General features: G+C 54.2%; 12 protein-coding genes. 2 read left to right on the top strand and 10 right to left on the bottom strand.

The features are described from left to right. Window positions 1-234: 234 nt before the first annotated feature. The 6 genes from MWU64_RS13415 to MWU64_RS13390 form a co-directional block, all read right to left on the bottom strand. A complete protein-coding gene (locus MWU64_RS13415) occupies window positions 235-852 on the bottom strand; it encodes a protein-methionine-sulfoxide reductase heme-binding subunit MsrQ (protein WP_247064887.1) in 618 nt (205 codons plus the stop codon). Beyond that, window positions 852-1,823: a protein-methionine-sulfoxide reductase catalytic subunit MsrP gene (gene msrP, locus MWU64_RS13410; protein ID WP_247064886.1), complete on the bottom strand. Its 972-nt coding sequence runs from the start codon at window positions 1,821-1,823 to the stop codon at window positions 852-854. The genes MWU64_RS13415 and msrP overlap by 1 nt, the downstream gene beginning before the upstream one ends. A 92-nt stretch (window positions 1,824-1,915) precedes the next feature. Then, window positions 1,916-2,728: a CDP-diacylglycerol--serine O-phosphatidyltransferase gene (gene pssA, locus MWU64_RS13405; RefSeq protein WP_247064885.1), complete on the bottom strand. Its 813-nt coding sequence runs from the start codon at window positions 2,726-2,728 to the stop codon at window positions 1,916-1,918. A gap of 90 nt (window positions 2,729-2,818) precedes the next feature. Beyond that, window positions 2,819-3,835, bottom strand: a complete 1,017-nt coding sequence (gene ilvC, locus MWU64_RS13400; protein ID WP_199007891.1) for a ketol-acid reductoisomerase — start codon at window positions 3,833-3,835, stop codon at window positions 2,819-2,821. Window positions 3,836-3,902: 67 nt separating this feature from the next. Beyond that, window positions 3,903-4,394, bottom strand: coding sequence for an acetolactate synthase small subunit (ilvN, locus tag MWU64_RS13395; RefSeq protein WP_114335918.1), 492 nt, complete (start codon window positions 4,392-4,394; stop codon window positions 3,903-3,905). 2 nt (window positions 4,395-4,396) lie between these two features. Further along, window positions 4,397-6,115, bottom strand: a complete 1,719-nt coding sequence (locus MWU64_RS13390; RefSeq protein ID WP_247064884.1) for an acetolactate synthase 3 large subunit — start codon at window positions 6,113-6,115, stop codon at window positions 4,397-4,399. 469 nt (window positions 6,116-6,584) lie between these two features. On the opposite strand from MWU64_RS13390, the gene MWU64_RS13385 reads away from it, so the two are divergent. After that, on the top strand, window positions 6,585-7,061 hold the full coding sequence (locus MWU64_RS13385) for a DUF4124 domain-containing protein (RefSeq protein ID WP_247064883.1): 477 nt from the start codon (window positions 6,585-6,587) through the stop codon (window positions 7,059-7,061). A gap of 73 nt (window positions 7,062-7,134) precedes the next feature. On the opposite strand, the gene clpB is transcribed toward MWU64_RS13385, so the two are convergent. From clpB to rluD, 3 genes are all read right to left on the bottom strand, one after another. Beyond that, window positions 7,135-9,711 (bottom strand): ATP-dependent chaperone ClpB, encoded by a 2,577-nt coding sequence (clpB, locus tag MWU64_RS13380; protein ID WP_247064882.1) that lies wholly within the window; start codon window positions 9,709-9,711, stop codon window positions 7,135-7,137. A 158-nt stretch (window positions 9,712-9,869) separates the two neighbouring features. Beyond that, window positions 9,870-10,625 carry a peptidoglycan editing factor PgeF gene (gene pgeF / locus MWU64_RS13375; protein ID WP_247064881.1) on the bottom strand — a complete coding sequence of 252 codons (756 nt, stop codon included), beginning with the start codon at window positions 10,623-10,625 and terminating at the stop codon, window positions 9,870-9,872. Then, entirely contained in the window at window positions 10,615-11,592 is a 978-nt protein-coding gene (rluD, locus tag MWU64_RS13370; RefSeq protein WP_114335913.1) for a 23S rRNA pseudouridine(1911/1915/1917) synthase RluD, read from the bottom strand. The genes pgeF and rluD overlap by 11 nt, the downstream gene beginning before the upstream one ends. Window positions 11,593-11,763: 171 nt before the next feature. Here rluD and MWU64_RS13365 point away from each other — a divergent pair, with 171 nt between their 5' ends. Beyond that, on the top strand, window positions 11,764-12,597 hold the full coding sequence (locus tag MWU64_RS13365) for an outer membrane protein assembly factor BamD (RefSeq protein WP_247064880.1): 834 nt from the start codon (window positions 11,764-11,766) through the stop codon (window positions 12,595-12,597). Window positions 12,598-12,608: 11 nt separating this feature from the next. Here the strand turns inward: MWU64_RS13365 and MWU64_RS13360 are convergent, their stop codons facing one another. After that, window positions 12,609-14,273 (bottom strand): NAD+ synthase, encoded by a 1,665-nt coding sequence (locus tag MWU64_RS13360; protein WP_247064879.1) that lies wholly within the window; start codon window positions 14,271-14,273, stop codon window positions 12,609-12,611. Window positions 14,274-14,363 lie beyond the last annotated feature (90 nt).

Below are 14,363 nucleotides of genomic sequence, written 5' to 3'. Positions count from 1 at the left end.
CGCCACCTTGTCAACTGCTTTTTGAAGAATCTTTAAAACGTTTTCTTCAGAACTTTCAAGCAGTTACCGCTTCGTTGCTGACCGTGTTTAGCGGCTAGCCCCTCAAGCGAGATGCGCATTCTACAGAGCCCAGCTTAGGAGTCAACAGGCTTTCTGAAGAAAATTCACCACTCTTCGGCTTCCACCTACTCGCCTGATCAAAACACAAGCAGAACGATCAATTAACCGGCGAATTCAGGCCTTTTTCAAAGGGACGAGTGAAGACACCCCAAACCAATATGCCCGAACCAACAGCAAAACCAACAACACAACGCCGTAAATCACCATCTCCAATACGTCACTTCTTGCTTGCCAGAGAAAGTGCAGCCATACACAGATAGATGACAGATAGATGAGTCGATGTAACGGCTTCCAGCTTCGCCCCATTCTTTTCATCATCTTTTGCGTTGAGGTCAGCGCCAGAGACACCAGCAAAAGAAACCCCGCAGCGCCCATGATGATGTATGGGCGGCGAGTGAAGGTCGCCCATAAATCCCCCCACCCTAAGATCAACTGCAAGAAAGCCGACACATGCAGCACGGCATAGAAGAAAGCAAACAATCCAAGCATTCGCCGACAACGTATCCACCCCGCCCAACCGGTCAGCTTTCGCAGAGGGGTCATCAACAAAGTCGCCAATAGCAACTGAAACGCCGCTTTACCCAAGCTTTCGGTAATCGCCTGAGCGGGATCCGGCCCCAAATCACCCATCACTATTCGCTGAGTTAACACGAACAACGGAACCAAGGCCGCTAGAAAAAGCGTTACCTTCACCACACGCAGAGTGGTCGCCTGACTCCAATGAACCAACATCAATAGTACTTCGCCAAATCCATGCCTTTGTACAGGTGCGCTACCTGCTCACCGTATCCATTGAACTTTTCCGTTTCTCGCCAATTCGGACTGAAAATGCCAGACGGCAGCCTCCGCTCTCGCTTCTGGCTCCAGCGCGGATGATCAACTTCCGGATTTACATTGGCGTAGAAGCCATATTCATCCGGGGCAATCATTTCCCAACTGGTTTTCGGCTGCTCTTCCATAAACCGAATCCGGACAATCGACTTGATACTTTTGAACCCATACTTCCAGGGCACCACCAAGCGAATGGGCGCTCCGTTCTGATTCGGTAGCTCGCGACCATACAAACCAACTGCGAGGAACGACAACTCGTTCATGGCCTCGTCCATCCTCAACCCTTCCCGATAGGGCCAGTCGATCGTGCTGAACACAGAGCGCTGTCCCGGCATTTGCTCGGGGCGTTCCAGAGTTTCGAAATACACGTACTTCGCCTTAGATGTCGGCTCCAGCTGCGCCAGTACATCCGCCAAGGGAATACCCACCCACGGGATCACCATCGACCAAGCCTCAACACACCTGAGCCGATAGATACGCTCTTGATAGCTATGCGGTTGCAGCAGGTCTTCCAGCGCATATCGTCCGGGCCGCGCGCACTCGCCTTCAACATTGATAGACCAAGGATCAACCACCAACTGATCGGCATGGCGAGATGGGTCTTCCTTGCCCGGCCCAAACTCATAGAAGTTGTTGTAACGAATAACGTCTTTATACGGAGTAAGGTCTTCGTTCGGCGCGTAGGTATCCGCTTTTCGATAGGTCAAGGCGGATAAGTTGTTATGCTGACTGCCCCAAACGAGCCCGGGAGCAGCCATCGCGGCGGCGGATACGGCAACGCCCGACATAAATTTACGACGATTCAGGTAGACAGATTCAGGCGTGACTTCAGATTCGGAGATAGCCCAGGACGGGCGTTTCTTGAAATGCATTAGCAGGCTCCAGATGTCGTGGTTCTATCAGTAGACCACACTTTTCCGGAGAAATTCCCGCCCAATAACAATGGGCGGGAATGATTGCTCAATTAAGCGCGCTTGCCTTTGCGGCGGAACAACGCTCTTACTGGGCCAGAGGCCGCGTAGATCAAAAATGCGGAGAACAACACAGTCGCCGGATCCAGCGCAATCACCACGAAGATGAGCACGACCAAGAGGATCGCAGCAAAAGGCACCCTGCCCCGCAAATCCAGATCTTTAAAGCTGCGGTACAGAATATTGCTGACCATTAACACACCAGTCCCACCCACAACGATCATGGTGAGCGCCGTTAGCCAGGCGGCCGGCTCAAAGGCGTGAAAGCTCCAGACCAACCCTGCAACACAGGCCGCGGCCGCCGGGCTAGCCAACCCCACAAAGTACTTCTTGTCGACAGAGCCAATCTGGGTATTGAATCGCGCGAGTCGCAGCGCCGCGCCAGCCACATAGATGAAGGTGACAGCCCAACCTAACTTGCCCATGCCATTGAGCAACCAGAAAAACGCCACCAACCCCGGCGCCACACCGAAAGCAACCATATCGGCCAAGCTGTCGTATTCTTCGCCAAATTTGCTCTGGGTATTGGTCATCCGCGCGACCCGACCGTCAAGACCGTCAAGAATCATGGAAACGAATATCGCGATAGCGGCATTATCGAACACGCCGTTCGAGGCAGAAACGATGGCATAAAAGCCCGAAAACAGCGATGCCGTCGTCAGGGCGTTGGGTAGTAAAAATATACCTTTACGCCGGACCTTTGCGCCCTCAACCACTTCTTCTTCCACCACCTCCCCCGCTTCGATTTCTGCTTCAGCAGCCAGATGGGGGTCGGTCTTGTTTGTCGATGTATTCTGTTCTGTCATTCCTTCAACTCCGGAAAGCATTTGTGCGGAGTATATACGAAAAACGCGGCCACTAGGGCCGCGCTTTCAAACCGTACCGGAAATTCCGGATCAGTTTTTATCTTTGTCCACGATTTTGTTCGCGGAGATCCACGGCATCATGGAACGCAGCTTCTCACCAACCACTTCAATTTCGTGAGCGGCGTTTTCACGACGGCGCGCAGTCATTGACGGGTAGTTCAGAGCGCCTTCAGAGATAAACATCTTGGCGTATTCGCCACTCTGGATGCGCTTCAGAGCGTTACGCATCGCTGCGCGAGACTCGTCGTTGATCACCTCTGGGCCGGTTACGTACTCGCCGTACTCAGCGTTGTTAGAGATGGAGTAGTTCATGTTGGCGATACCGCCTTCGTACATCAAGTCAACAATCAGCTTCAGCTCGTGCAGACACTCGAAGTACGCCATTTCCGGAGCGTAGCCTGCCTCGGTCAGAGTTTCGAAACCGGCTTTAACCAGCTCAACCGCACCACCACACAAAACCGCCTGCTCACCGAACAGGTCCGTTTCTGTTTCGTCTTTGAATGTGGTTTCGATGATACCGGTGCGACCACCACCCACACCGCTGGCGTAGGACAGAGCAACGTTCTTGGCGTTGCCGGAAGCGTCCTGGAAAACTGCGATCAGGTCAGGAATACCACCGCCTTTGGTGAATTCGGTACGTACAGTGTGGCCAGGCGCTTTCGGAGCAACCATGATTACGTCCAGATCTTTACGAGGAACGATCTGGTTGTAGTGGATAGCAAAACCGTGAGCGAAGGCCAGAGTAGCGCCCTGCTTCAGGTTCGGCTCGATTTCGTCGCGGTACAGTTCAGCCTGAAACTCGTCCGGTGTCAGCACCATAACAACATCAGCAGAAGCTACTGCAGAAGCGACATCACTGGTTTTCAGGCCATAGGCTTCTGCTTTAGCGATAGAAGAAGAACCTGCACGCAGACCTACAACAACGTCTACACCGGAATCGTTCAGGTTGCACGCGTGTGCGTGGCCCTGGGAACCAAAACCAAGAATGGCAACTTTCTTGCCCTGGATGATGGAAAGATCACAATCTTTATCGTAATAAACCTGCATTTCAAACCTCAACTATTATAAGTATTGGCCGCGAACGGCCATGGTATTCGATTCGTCTACCAGCCTATCAGAGGCTGAGCACCTTTTCGCCTCGCGCGATACCGGATACACCGGTACGCACCACTTCCAGGATTCCAGAGGTGCCAACTGCCTGTATGAAGCCGTCGAGCTTACTGCTATCACCCGCCAGCTGAACGGTATAAACCGAGCTGGTGACATCAACAATCTGGCCACGAAAGATATCCACCGTGCGCTTGATCTCGGCACGCTGAGAGCCTGTCGCTTTCAGTTTTACCAACATCATTTCCCGCTCGATGTGGGCACCTTCCGTAAGGTCCACCAGCTTAACCACTTCAATCAGCTTGTTCAGCTGTTTGGTGATTTGCTCGATAACCTTGTCGGAACCGGACGTCGTGACGGTCAGGCGTGACAGAGTCGGATCTTCAGTCGGCGCGACCGTGAGCGTCTCGATGTTGTAGTTGCGCTGAGAAAACAGACCAACCACCCGGGACAGTGCGCCCGGTTCGTTTTCCAGCAATACAGAAATGATTCGACGCATGATCACACCCTCTCCGTCTTGCTGAGCCACATGTCTTTCATCGAACCACGGGCAACTTGCATCGGGTACACATGCTCAAAACGGTCAACATAAATGTCTACGAACACCAGCTTGTCTTTCATCGCCAGAACTTCTTTCAGCTTGGGCTCAAGATCTTCTTTGCGATCAATGCGCACGCCCACATGACCATAGGCTTCCGCCAGCTTGATGAAGTCCGGCAGTGATTCCATGTAGGACTGCGAATGGCGAGACTCGTAGTTCATGTCCTGCCACTGTTTCACCATGCCCAAGGCCTGGTTGTTCAGGTTAATAATCTTGACCGGAAGATCGTACTGTTTACAGGTCGACAGCTCCTGGATGTTCATCTGGATACTGCCTTCGCCGGTGAAGCACAAGACTTCGTCATCCGGGTGAGTCAGTTTGATCCCCATAGCCGCTGGCAAACCGAAGCCCATCGTGCCCAGACCACCCGAGTTAATCCAGCGGTTTGGCTTGTCGAACTTGTAGTACTGCGCGGTAAACATCTGGTGCTGGCCAACATCGGTGGTCACGAACGCATCACCATTGGTGAGCTTCCAGAGCATCTCAACCACTTCTTGCGGTTTGATGACATCCGGACTGGTTTCGTAACGCATACCGTGAAACGCGCGCCATTCGTCGATTTGCTTCCACCAGGCTGCCAGTGCATCGGCTTCCGGCTTTTCTTTGGATTCTTTCACCAAAGACAGCATCTCCTTCAGCACGGCATCCACTGGCCCAACGATCGGCACATCAACATCGATGGTTTTGGAAATCGATGCCGGATCAATATCAATGTGGATAATTCGAGCACCCGGACAGAACTTCTCTGTGGCGTTGGTTACCCGGTCATCAAAACGGGCGCCTACGCACAGGATCAGGTCGGAGTGGTGCATGGCCATGTTGGCTTCGTAGGTACCGTGCATACCCAGCCAGCCCAAGTGCTGCTTGTCGGTTGCCGGGTAACAGCCAATGCCCATCAGTGTGTTGGTAATCGGGAAGCCAAGCTTTCGGGTCAGTTCGGTTAACTGGTCGGATGCTTTACCAAGAATGACACCGCCACCGGCATAGATCACCGGGCGCTTGGCGGCCATCAGCATATCGACGGCTTTCTTGATTTGCCCGGCGTGGCCACGAACGGCCGGGTTGTACGAGCGCAGTTTGACCTTTTTCGGATAAGAATATTCGAAACGCTCGTTGGGCGCGGTCATATCCTTGGGAATATCGACAACAACCGGGCCGGGACGGCCAGTTGAGGCAATGTAATAGGCCTTGCGGATAATTTCCGGGATTTCCTCCGGATGCCGGACGCTGAGGTTGTGTTTAACCACAGGGCGAGACACACCGATCATGTCGGTTTCCTGGAACGCATCCTCACCAATCAAGGTGGATGCAACCTGGCCACAGAGAACCACCATAGGAATGGAATCCATAAAAGCGGTGGCAATGCCAGTAATCGTATTGGTAGCGCCAGGGCCAGAGGTCACCAGTACGGTACCTGGTTTTCCGGTTGCACGGGCATAGCCGTCAGCCATATGGACCGCCGCCTGCTCATGTCGAACCAGAATGTGTTTGACTTTATCCTGCCTGAACAGCGCATCATAAATATGAAGGGCTGCGCCACCCGGATAGCCGTATACGTGTTCGATACCTTCATCTTGAAGGGACCGGATCAACATATCGGCACCAGACAATAACTCCACGTTTTCTACCCTCTTATACAAGTGAATGAGCCGGGATTCGCCCCGGTTGCCTGGATCCACGGTTTACCAGCTTCTTGTGAAAGCCGTACCGGCGTACTCCTCCACACCAATTCTTTAGAGGTTGTCTCTTGGCCAGCCGCACTCCTGAGGGTTGCGGAGAACGGCCAGCAACGGGTTGCAGATTAGCAACAACCATCGCCCGCCTAGTAATGGCGCACTCGGTGTGGTGATTAACGGGGGATACTTATTCGGGATTGCCGAGCCGTATTTACCCCTATCTTCAGGCAGTCGGTAATTCTGACAGCGGGAAACTCGCTGTCAATAGCCGTTGTGGCTTAATTGGCACCATTTTATGCGCTTCTCTGCCATACTGCGAAAATAACCATGCTAGAGTTTTGAACCAGACGAAAGAAAAATCCTCGCTCTGGTGGCACTATTTACAGGCGATAAACGAACAACGGGCAACGACATGAACCGAAAGATACTGATGTTTTCTATTCTGATGGCCGCGACTCCCGGCCTGGCCGCTGATAGTTCAGTATACAAATGGACAGACGACAACGGCGTAACCCATTTTGGCGACCGGCAACCCACCGGCAAGGCAGCCGAGCAAGTGAACGTTCGTTCGGGCACCAGCCGAAACGCCAGTTCGAACCGAGCGTCTCCGCAAGAACGCCTGAGCCAGCTTGAAGAGCAGCAGCAAGCAACCGCGGAACGCAAAAAAGAATCTGCGGTTGAAGAAGCCAAACGCAAGCAGCGTGAGGCCAACTGCAAAACCGCCAAAGCCAACCTGAAGGTGATCAGTAGCAACGCGCGTATTCGGGTTGAAGAGAATGGCGAACAACGTTACCTGAGCCCGGAAGAAATCGACGTACAACGAGAGAAATTTGAAGCGTTTGCAGAAGAGAACTGCGGCCCGGCCTCGGATAACAACACCGACCGGTAACGGTACCAAAACAAAAAAACCAGAGGGCTCACACCCTCTGGCTTTTTTATGACGCCGAACTTTGGCGAAGCACTTATGCTTTCGTAAACGTCAGCTCGCTTCCATCCACCATGGCTTGGACGGTGTCGCCAGACACAAACTCGCCTTGCAAAAGCTTCTGCGCCAACGGGTTTTCGATCAAACGCTGAATTGCTCGCTTCAACGGACGTGCACCATACACCGGGTCGTAACCCACCTCGGCCAGCAAATGCAGAGCGTCTTCGCCCAACTCCAGATTCATATCCTGATCTTTCAGGCGTTTTGCCAGATTCTCTATCTGGATGCTCGCGATACCCTGGATCTGACTCTCGGCCAGCGGATGGAACACCACAACGTCGTCCACACGGTTGATAAATTCCGGACGGAAATGGGTGCCTACAACCTCCATAACGGCGGATTTCATTGCCTCGTAATTCTCTTCACCGGCTTTTTCCTGAATGATGTGCGACCCTAGGTTCGAGGTCATCACCACCACTGTATTACGGAAATCCACCGTGCGGCCCTGGCTGTCGGTCAAACGACCATCATCCAGCACCTGCAACAGAATATTGAAGACATCCGGGTGCGCCTTCTCCACTTCATCCAGCAAGAGTACGGAGTATGGCCGGCGACGAACCGCTTCGGTCAGATATCCGCCCTCCTCGTAGCCAACGTAGCCCGGGGGCGCACCAATCAAGCGAGCCACGGCATGCTTCTCCATGAACTCGGACATATCAATACGCACCATGGCATCTTCGGTATCGAACAAGAACGCCGCCAGAGCCTTACACAGCTCGGTTTTACCAACACCGGTCGGCCCAAGGAACAAGAAGGAACCGTTGGGGCGGTTGGGATCCGACAAGCCAGCGCGAGAACGGCGTACGGCGTTAGAAACCGCCTCCACCGCTTCGTCCTGACCAATCACCCGACCATGCAACGCCTCTTCCATGCGCATCAACTTATCGCGCTCGCCTTCCATCATCTTGGAGACAGGAATACCGGTCCACTTGGAAACAATCTCGGCAATTTCTTCCTCTGTGACGCGATTGCGTAGCAGCGTCATCTCCATCATTTCAGCCTGACTGGCCATATCCAATTGCCGTTCAAGCTCCGGAATCTTGCCGTATTGCAATTCCGACATTTTGCCAAGGTCGCCGCTGCGACGGGCGTTTTCCAGATCGATTCGAGTCTGCTCCAGCTCGCTTTTGATTTTCTGGGAACCGTGCAGAGCAGCCTTTTCCGTGTTCCAGACTTCTTCCAGATCGGCGTACTCACGCTCGACATCACCAATCACAGACGACAACTCTTCCAAACGCTTTTTAGATGCCGCATCGGTTTCTTTCTTCAGCGCTTCCCGCTCAATCTTGAGCTGGATCAGGCGCCGCTCGAGACGATCCAGCGCTTCCGGCTTGGAATCCATTTCCATGCGGATCTGACTGGCCGCTTCGTCCACCAAATCAATCGCCTTATCCGGCAATTGGCGGTCGGTGATGTACCGATGGGATAGTTTGGCCGCAGCAATGATGGCGCTGTCTGTCACTTCCACCCCATGGTGCACCTCGTAACGCTCTTTGAGACCACGCAGAATGGCAATACTGTCTTCTTCGGTCGGCTCACTAACCAGCACCTTCTGGAATCGGCGCTCCAGGGCCGCGTCTTTCTCGATATTCTCCCGATATTCGTTCAGAGTGGTGGCGCCCACGCAATGCAGCTCACCTCGCGCCAGCGCTGGCTTGAGCATATTGCCCGCATCCATCGAGCCTTCTGCCTTACCGGCACCGACCATGGTATGAAGCTCGTCGATGAACAGAATGATCTGACCTTCCTGTTTCGACAATTCGTTCAGAACCGCTTTCAGACGTTCTTCAAATTCTCCGCGAAACTTGGCTCCGGCGATCAGGGCCCCCATATCCAGCGACAACACTTTCTTCTCTTTCAGACTGTCCGGCACTTCGCCATTCACAATGCGCTGCGCCAAGCCTTCAACAATAGCGGTTTTACCAACCCCCGGCTCACCGATGAGCACCGGGTTATTCTTACGGCGGCGCTGCAACACCTGAATGGTGCGGCGAATCTCGTCGTCCCGACCGATTACCGGGTCCAGTTTGCCGGCAACGGCCTGCTCGGTGAGATCAATGGTGTACTTCGATAACGCCTGTCGGTTTTCTTCCGCTCCGGGATCATTCACAGCTTCACCACCTCTCACCTCATCAATGGCCTTTTCCAAAGCCGCCTTATCCACACCATGCTCACGCAGAATACGGCCTAGCGAGCCACGGTCTTCAACGGCCGCCAGCAAGATCAGTTCGCTGGAAATAAACTGGTCGCCACGCTTCTGGGCCAATTTGTCGGATATATTGAACAGCCGCCCCATGTCGTTCGACATGGACACGTCCCCGGCATTACCTTGCACTTCCGGCAGGGTTCCAATTTCATTCGCAACCGCCTGTCGAACCCGATTAGGTTCAACACCGATTTGCTGCAACAACGGTTTGACTGAACCACCATGCTGGTCCAGCAAAGCCTGCATCAAATGCACCGGCTCAATAAAGTTGTGATCTTTCCCAACCGCAATCGACTGAGCATCCGCGAGGGCGCTCTGCAACTTGCTGGTCAACTTATCAATTCTCATAATGTCTTTTCCCCGAATAGCTTTTGCGCGCCGACATTTCCACACTTGGCTAGACGCGTGGCATGAACGGCGTTCGCGATGTCTTGATAACTAATGTAGGGGCTAGAAAAGGGACTTCAAGGAAGCAAACTGAAATAATGTCAGAAAATTGACGCTCGTCAGGCAAGCCAGATCAAGGTAGCCATTCGACCCGTTTGGCCGTCTCGGCGGTAGGAATAAAATCGTTCAGGGTCGTTCACGGTGCACAGTCCGCCCCCGGAGATATCGGAAACCCCTGCTCGAGACAGGCGCAACCGGGCCAACTCGTATATGTCTGCGACAAAATGGCCGGGACGGGCACCGCATTCGGAGAAAGCCGTCTCCGATTCAGCCTGCTGCGCGACGAAAGCCGCTCGAACCTCCGGGCCGACTTCAAAGTTTGCGGGACCAATAGAGGGCCCGAACCACGCAATCAGCTTTGATGGATCCACCGCCATGGCACGAATCAGATTTTCCAACACGCCGCCGCACAGGCTCCGCCAACCGGCATGAGCCGCACCAACCACCTCGCCATCGCGGTCCGCCACAATCACCGGCAGGCAGTCCGCGGTCAGGATTGCGCAAACCGCGCCTTGTTCACGAGTGAAGCTGGCATCGGCATCGGAGCAGTCGTTCAGATTATCGTGCGTCAGCTCTACCACATGCGTGCCGTGCACCTGATTCAGCCAGCCCAATTGGCCGGAATCCATTCCCATAAACGCGGCTAAGCGTTGACGATTTTGCTCCACATCAACCGGGTTGTCGCCCACGTGCACACCCAGATTCAACGATTGCCAGAGCGACTGACTCACCCCACCTTTTCGGGTGGTACAGAGAGCCCGCACACGATTCGATACGGGCAAGTCCGGGCGAATAAGATCCCTTTCAGAAATCATTTTCTTCCAGCTCGCGGGCGTGCTTGCGCAATGCGGCTATGAGCTGAACCATATCTTCTGGCAAGTCGACTTCCCAGCTCATGGTTTCACCGGTTTCCGGGTGCTCCAGCGTCAATTTGCGAGCATGCAAAGCTTGACGATTGAAAGCGGCCAACTCGGCTCGCAACTCCTCCGTTGTGCCCTTGGGTAAACGCAGACGCCCTCCATACACCGGGTCACCCACCAGCGGGTGCCGAACGTGGGTCATGTGCACACGAATCTGGTGCGTCCGCCCACTTTCGAGCTTGCACCGCACATGGGTATGGGCGGCAAAACGTTCGATCAAACGGTAGTGGGTTACCGCGGGCTTGCCAGACGACACCACTGCCATGCGCTTGCGATCCTGAGGGTGTCGGCCAATCGGTGCATCTACCGTGGCGCCACCGGTCAACGAACCCACCACGACGGCTTCGTATTCCCGGCCCATGGTGCGTTCCTGTAGCTGGTTTACCAGCGAGGTGTGGGCAATCAAACTTCTGGCCACCACCATAATGCCCGACGTGTCTTTATCCAGTCGGTGCACAATACCGGCGCGAGGCAGGTTTTCCACCTCCGGTGCGTAATTGAGCAATGCGTTTACCAGGGTGCCATCGGCATGGCCTGCAGCCGGGTGCACCACCAAGCCAGCCGGTTTATTGATAACCAGCAAATGCTCGTCTTCATATACGATATCGAGTGTGATGGGCTCAGCTTCCCAGGTCACTTTTACTTCCGGCTCGGCATCCAGCTCAAGCAGGTCGTTGAGCATTACTTTGTCTCGGGGCTTGCAGGTTTTGCCATTAACCGTCAGTACGCCGCTCTTAATCCACGACTGCAAACGGGAGCGGGAATGCTCGGGCATCAACTCGGCCGCCGCCTGATCGAGTCGTTTATCGCTCAAACCCGGAGGAATTTTGAACTGGCCGGTGATTCTGTTTTCGGAAGACATCAAGCCTCGCTTCGCCACTATGCTTTCAAATGTGAGGACACCGGCTTGGTACCGATGTTACGTTTCAGTCAGATTAGCCGGAGATACTTGCGTTAGCACTGCACATGGGCAGCCTTCCCCGTTACAATGGCCAATCCAATCATAAGTCTGACCATTATACGGGATTCCGGCATGAGATCAGTTGTCCGTTTACTGCTACTTTCCACCATCATCGCGCTGGCTGCCGGCTGCGCCTCCAATAAAGACGTGGAAGTGCTACCGGAACAAACCTACTACGAGAACGCGCGTAAGGCCATGAATGCCGGCAACTTCAATGAAGCCGAGCAAAATCTGGATGCCCTTGAAACTTACTATCCATTCGGTCGCTATGCCGAGCAGGCGCAGCTGGACCTGATTTACGCCCGCTACCAAAATCTTGATCTGGAAGGCGCCCGCGCCGCGGCAGACCGTTTTATGCGCCTGAATCCACAGAGTGAGCTGCTGGATTACGCCCTTTATATGCGCGGTCTGGCTTCCTACAATCTGGATTTAGGCTTAGCCGCCCGCTACTTCCCGATTGATGCGTCCGCACGTAATCCGGGCGAACAACTTCAGGCGTTCCGTGATTTCTCACAACTGCTGAGCCGTTTCCCTGACAGCGAGTACGCGCCCGATGCCCGTCAGCGCATGATCTCGATTCGTAACCGCATGGCTGAACTGGAAATTCACGCGGCTCGCTACTACATCAAGCGGGAAGCCTATGTAGCGGCCAACAACCGCGCGCGCTACGTTGTCGAAAACTACCCGTCGTCGCCGGCCGTTGAAGATGCGCTGATCATTCTGGCTGACACCTTCCTGTTTATGGATCTGAACAAAGGTGCCGACGATGCCATCGCCACCCTGCGTGAAAACTTCCCGGACAGCGAAGCCTTCAACAGCAACGGCGAGTTTCAGGCCAACCAGTTCGAGCGGCAAAACCGCTCGCTTCTGAATGTTGTAACCTTCGGACTTTTGGGCGACGAGTAAGGCGTAACGCCTTACTTGCCTATCTTCCAGCCGTTGGTAATTGGATACCGGCGGTCTTTACCAAAGCCTCGCTCAGTAATACGCACACCAATCGGCGCCTGCCGGCGTTTGTACTCGTTGATATCCACCAAGCGGGTCACCCTTTCCACGTCGGCACGCTCGTACCCTTCGGCCACGATTGCTTCGGCGCTGTAATCCCGCTCAACGTACAGATGCAAAATGGCATCGAGCGTGTCGTAGCCGGGCAGGCTGTCTTCGTCTTTCTGGTCCGGCGCAAGTTCGGCCGAAGGCGGCCGGGTTATCACCCGCTTCGGAATCACCGGCGCTATCGTATTTCGATAACGGGACAAACGAAACACCAGCGTTTTCGGCACATCTTTAAGCACATCAAAACCGCCAGCCATATCGCCGTATAAGGTGGAATAGCCCACCGCGAGCTCGCTCTTGTTGCCGGTGGTTAACACCAGCGAACCAAACTTATTGGACAACGACATCAGCAGCACACCGCGCAGGCGCGCCTGCAGGTTTTCCTCGGTGGTATCCGGCTGGGTACCTTCGAACGGCGCTTTCAGGGTTTTCATGAACACGTCGTACATTGGCTCAATAGAGAACACGTCGTACTGCACGCCCATGGTTGTGGCCTGAGCTTCCGCGTCTTCCAGACTTGCACTGGAGGTGTAGCGGAACGGCATCATGACAGCCCTTACGCGCTCTTTCCCGAGCGCATCCACCGCAATCGCCAGGGTCAGGGCCGAGTCGATCCCGCCGGATAACCCGAGCACAACAGATTTAAAGCCGTTTTTGTTCACGTAGTCCCGAACACCGATGACCAAGGCGTTGTACACGTTAGCCTCGAGCGAAGGCTCCGGGCACGGCAATTGCGACACCGGCTGGCAATGGTGTTCGCATAAAAACTCGACCGGGAACAACCCTTCTTTAAACTGCGGCACTTCGGCGGCCAGCGTGCCCGAATGGTCAACCACCATCGAACCGCCATCAAACACCAGCTCGTCTTGCCCGCCCATCAGATTGACATAAACAATGCTCACATTGTTATTGGCAGCCTTACGCTCCAGCAGCGCTTTGCGACGGGCCTGTTTGTCGATGTCGTACGGTGAGGCATTCAGGTTCAAAATGAGCTGGGCTCCTGCCGCTGCCGCATCTTCAACCGGGCCATCGGCCCAGATATCCTCACAGACGGTAAGACCAACTTGTACACCTTTGATGTTCAGCACTTTGGCATTCTGACCTTCTGCGAAATAACGCTTTTCGTCGAACACCTGGTAGTTGGGCGGGCACCGTTTGAAATATTTTCCCACCAAGACACCGTCTTCAATAACCAGTGCGGCGTTGTAGAGCAATCCACCCGAACGCACCGGTGCCCCAACAACAATCGCCGGTTCCAACTTTGCCTGCTTAAGCTGCTCGACAGCATCCGACACACGAATGCCCAAGCTTGGGCGCAGCAGGAGATCTTCCGGCGGATAACCCGTTAGACACAGCTCAGGAAACACCACGATATCGGCCTGATGCTCTTGCCATGCTTCACGCGCGGCCTGAATCACCCGCTCGGTGTTACCGGGAATATCTCCTACCAGAAAATCCAACTGGGCCATTACCACCCGCAATTTTTTCACGGGGCTAGCTTCCTCGGATACTTTGCCGGGTGCCGTCATGCAAAAAGGCTCCTGTAACTTATTGCCGTTAAAAGGCTATTATAACCACGCACAGACAAGGAATTCTCCTGACTGACAACAGATAACTTC

The organism is Marinobacter sp. S0848L, assembly GCF_023016065.1.
Classification (GTDB): Bacteria; Pseudomonadota; Gammaproteobacteria; order Pseudomonadales; family Oleiphilaceae; genus Marinobacter.
Note: the sequence above shows the minus strand (reverse complement) of the source record. Positions and strands in the feature narration are given on the sequence as shown.

Coding starts and splice junctions, on each gene's coding strand:
- ilvN (WP_114335918.1), bottom strand. CDS start 4,394: ATGCGTCGAATCATTTCTGTATTGCTGGAAAACGAACCGGGCGCACTG.
- MWU64_RS13360 (WP_247064879.1), bottom strand. CDS start 14,273: ATGACGGCACCCGGCAAAGTATCCGAGGAAGCTAGCCCCGTGAAAAAA.
- clpB (WP_247064882.1), bottom strand. CDS start 9,711: ATGAGAATTGATAAGTTGACCAGCAAGTTGCAGAGCGCCCTCGCGGAT.
- MWU64_RS13365 (WP_247064880.1), top strand. CDS start 11,764: ATGAGATCAGTTGTCCGTTTACTGCTACTTTCCACCATCATCGCGCTG.
- pgeF (WP_247064881.1), bottom strand. CDS start 10,625: ATGATTTCTGAAAGGGATCTTATTCGCCCGGACTTGCCCGTATCGAAT.
- MWU64_RS13415 (WP_247064887.1), bottom strand. CDS start 852: ATGTTGGTTCATTGGAGTCAGGCGACCACTCTGCGTGTGGTGAAGGTA.
- pssA (WP_247064885.1), bottom strand. CDS start 2,728: ATGACAGAACAGAATACATCGACAAACAAGACCGACCCCCATCTGGCT.
- rluD (WP_114335913.1), bottom strand. CDS start 11,592: ATGTCTTCCGAAAACAGAATCACCGGCCAGTTCAAAATTCCTCCGGGT.
- ilvC (WP_199007891.1), bottom strand. CDS start 3,835: ATGCAGGTTTATTACGATAAAGATTGTGATCTTTCCATCATCCAGGGC.
- MWU64_RS13385 (WP_247064883.1), top strand. CDS start 6,585: ATGAACCGAAAGATACTGATGTTTTCTATTCTGATGGCCGCGACTCCC.
- msrP (WP_247064886.1), bottom strand. CDS start 1,823: ATGCATTTCAAGAAACGCCCGTCCTGGGCTATCTCCGAATCTGAAGTC.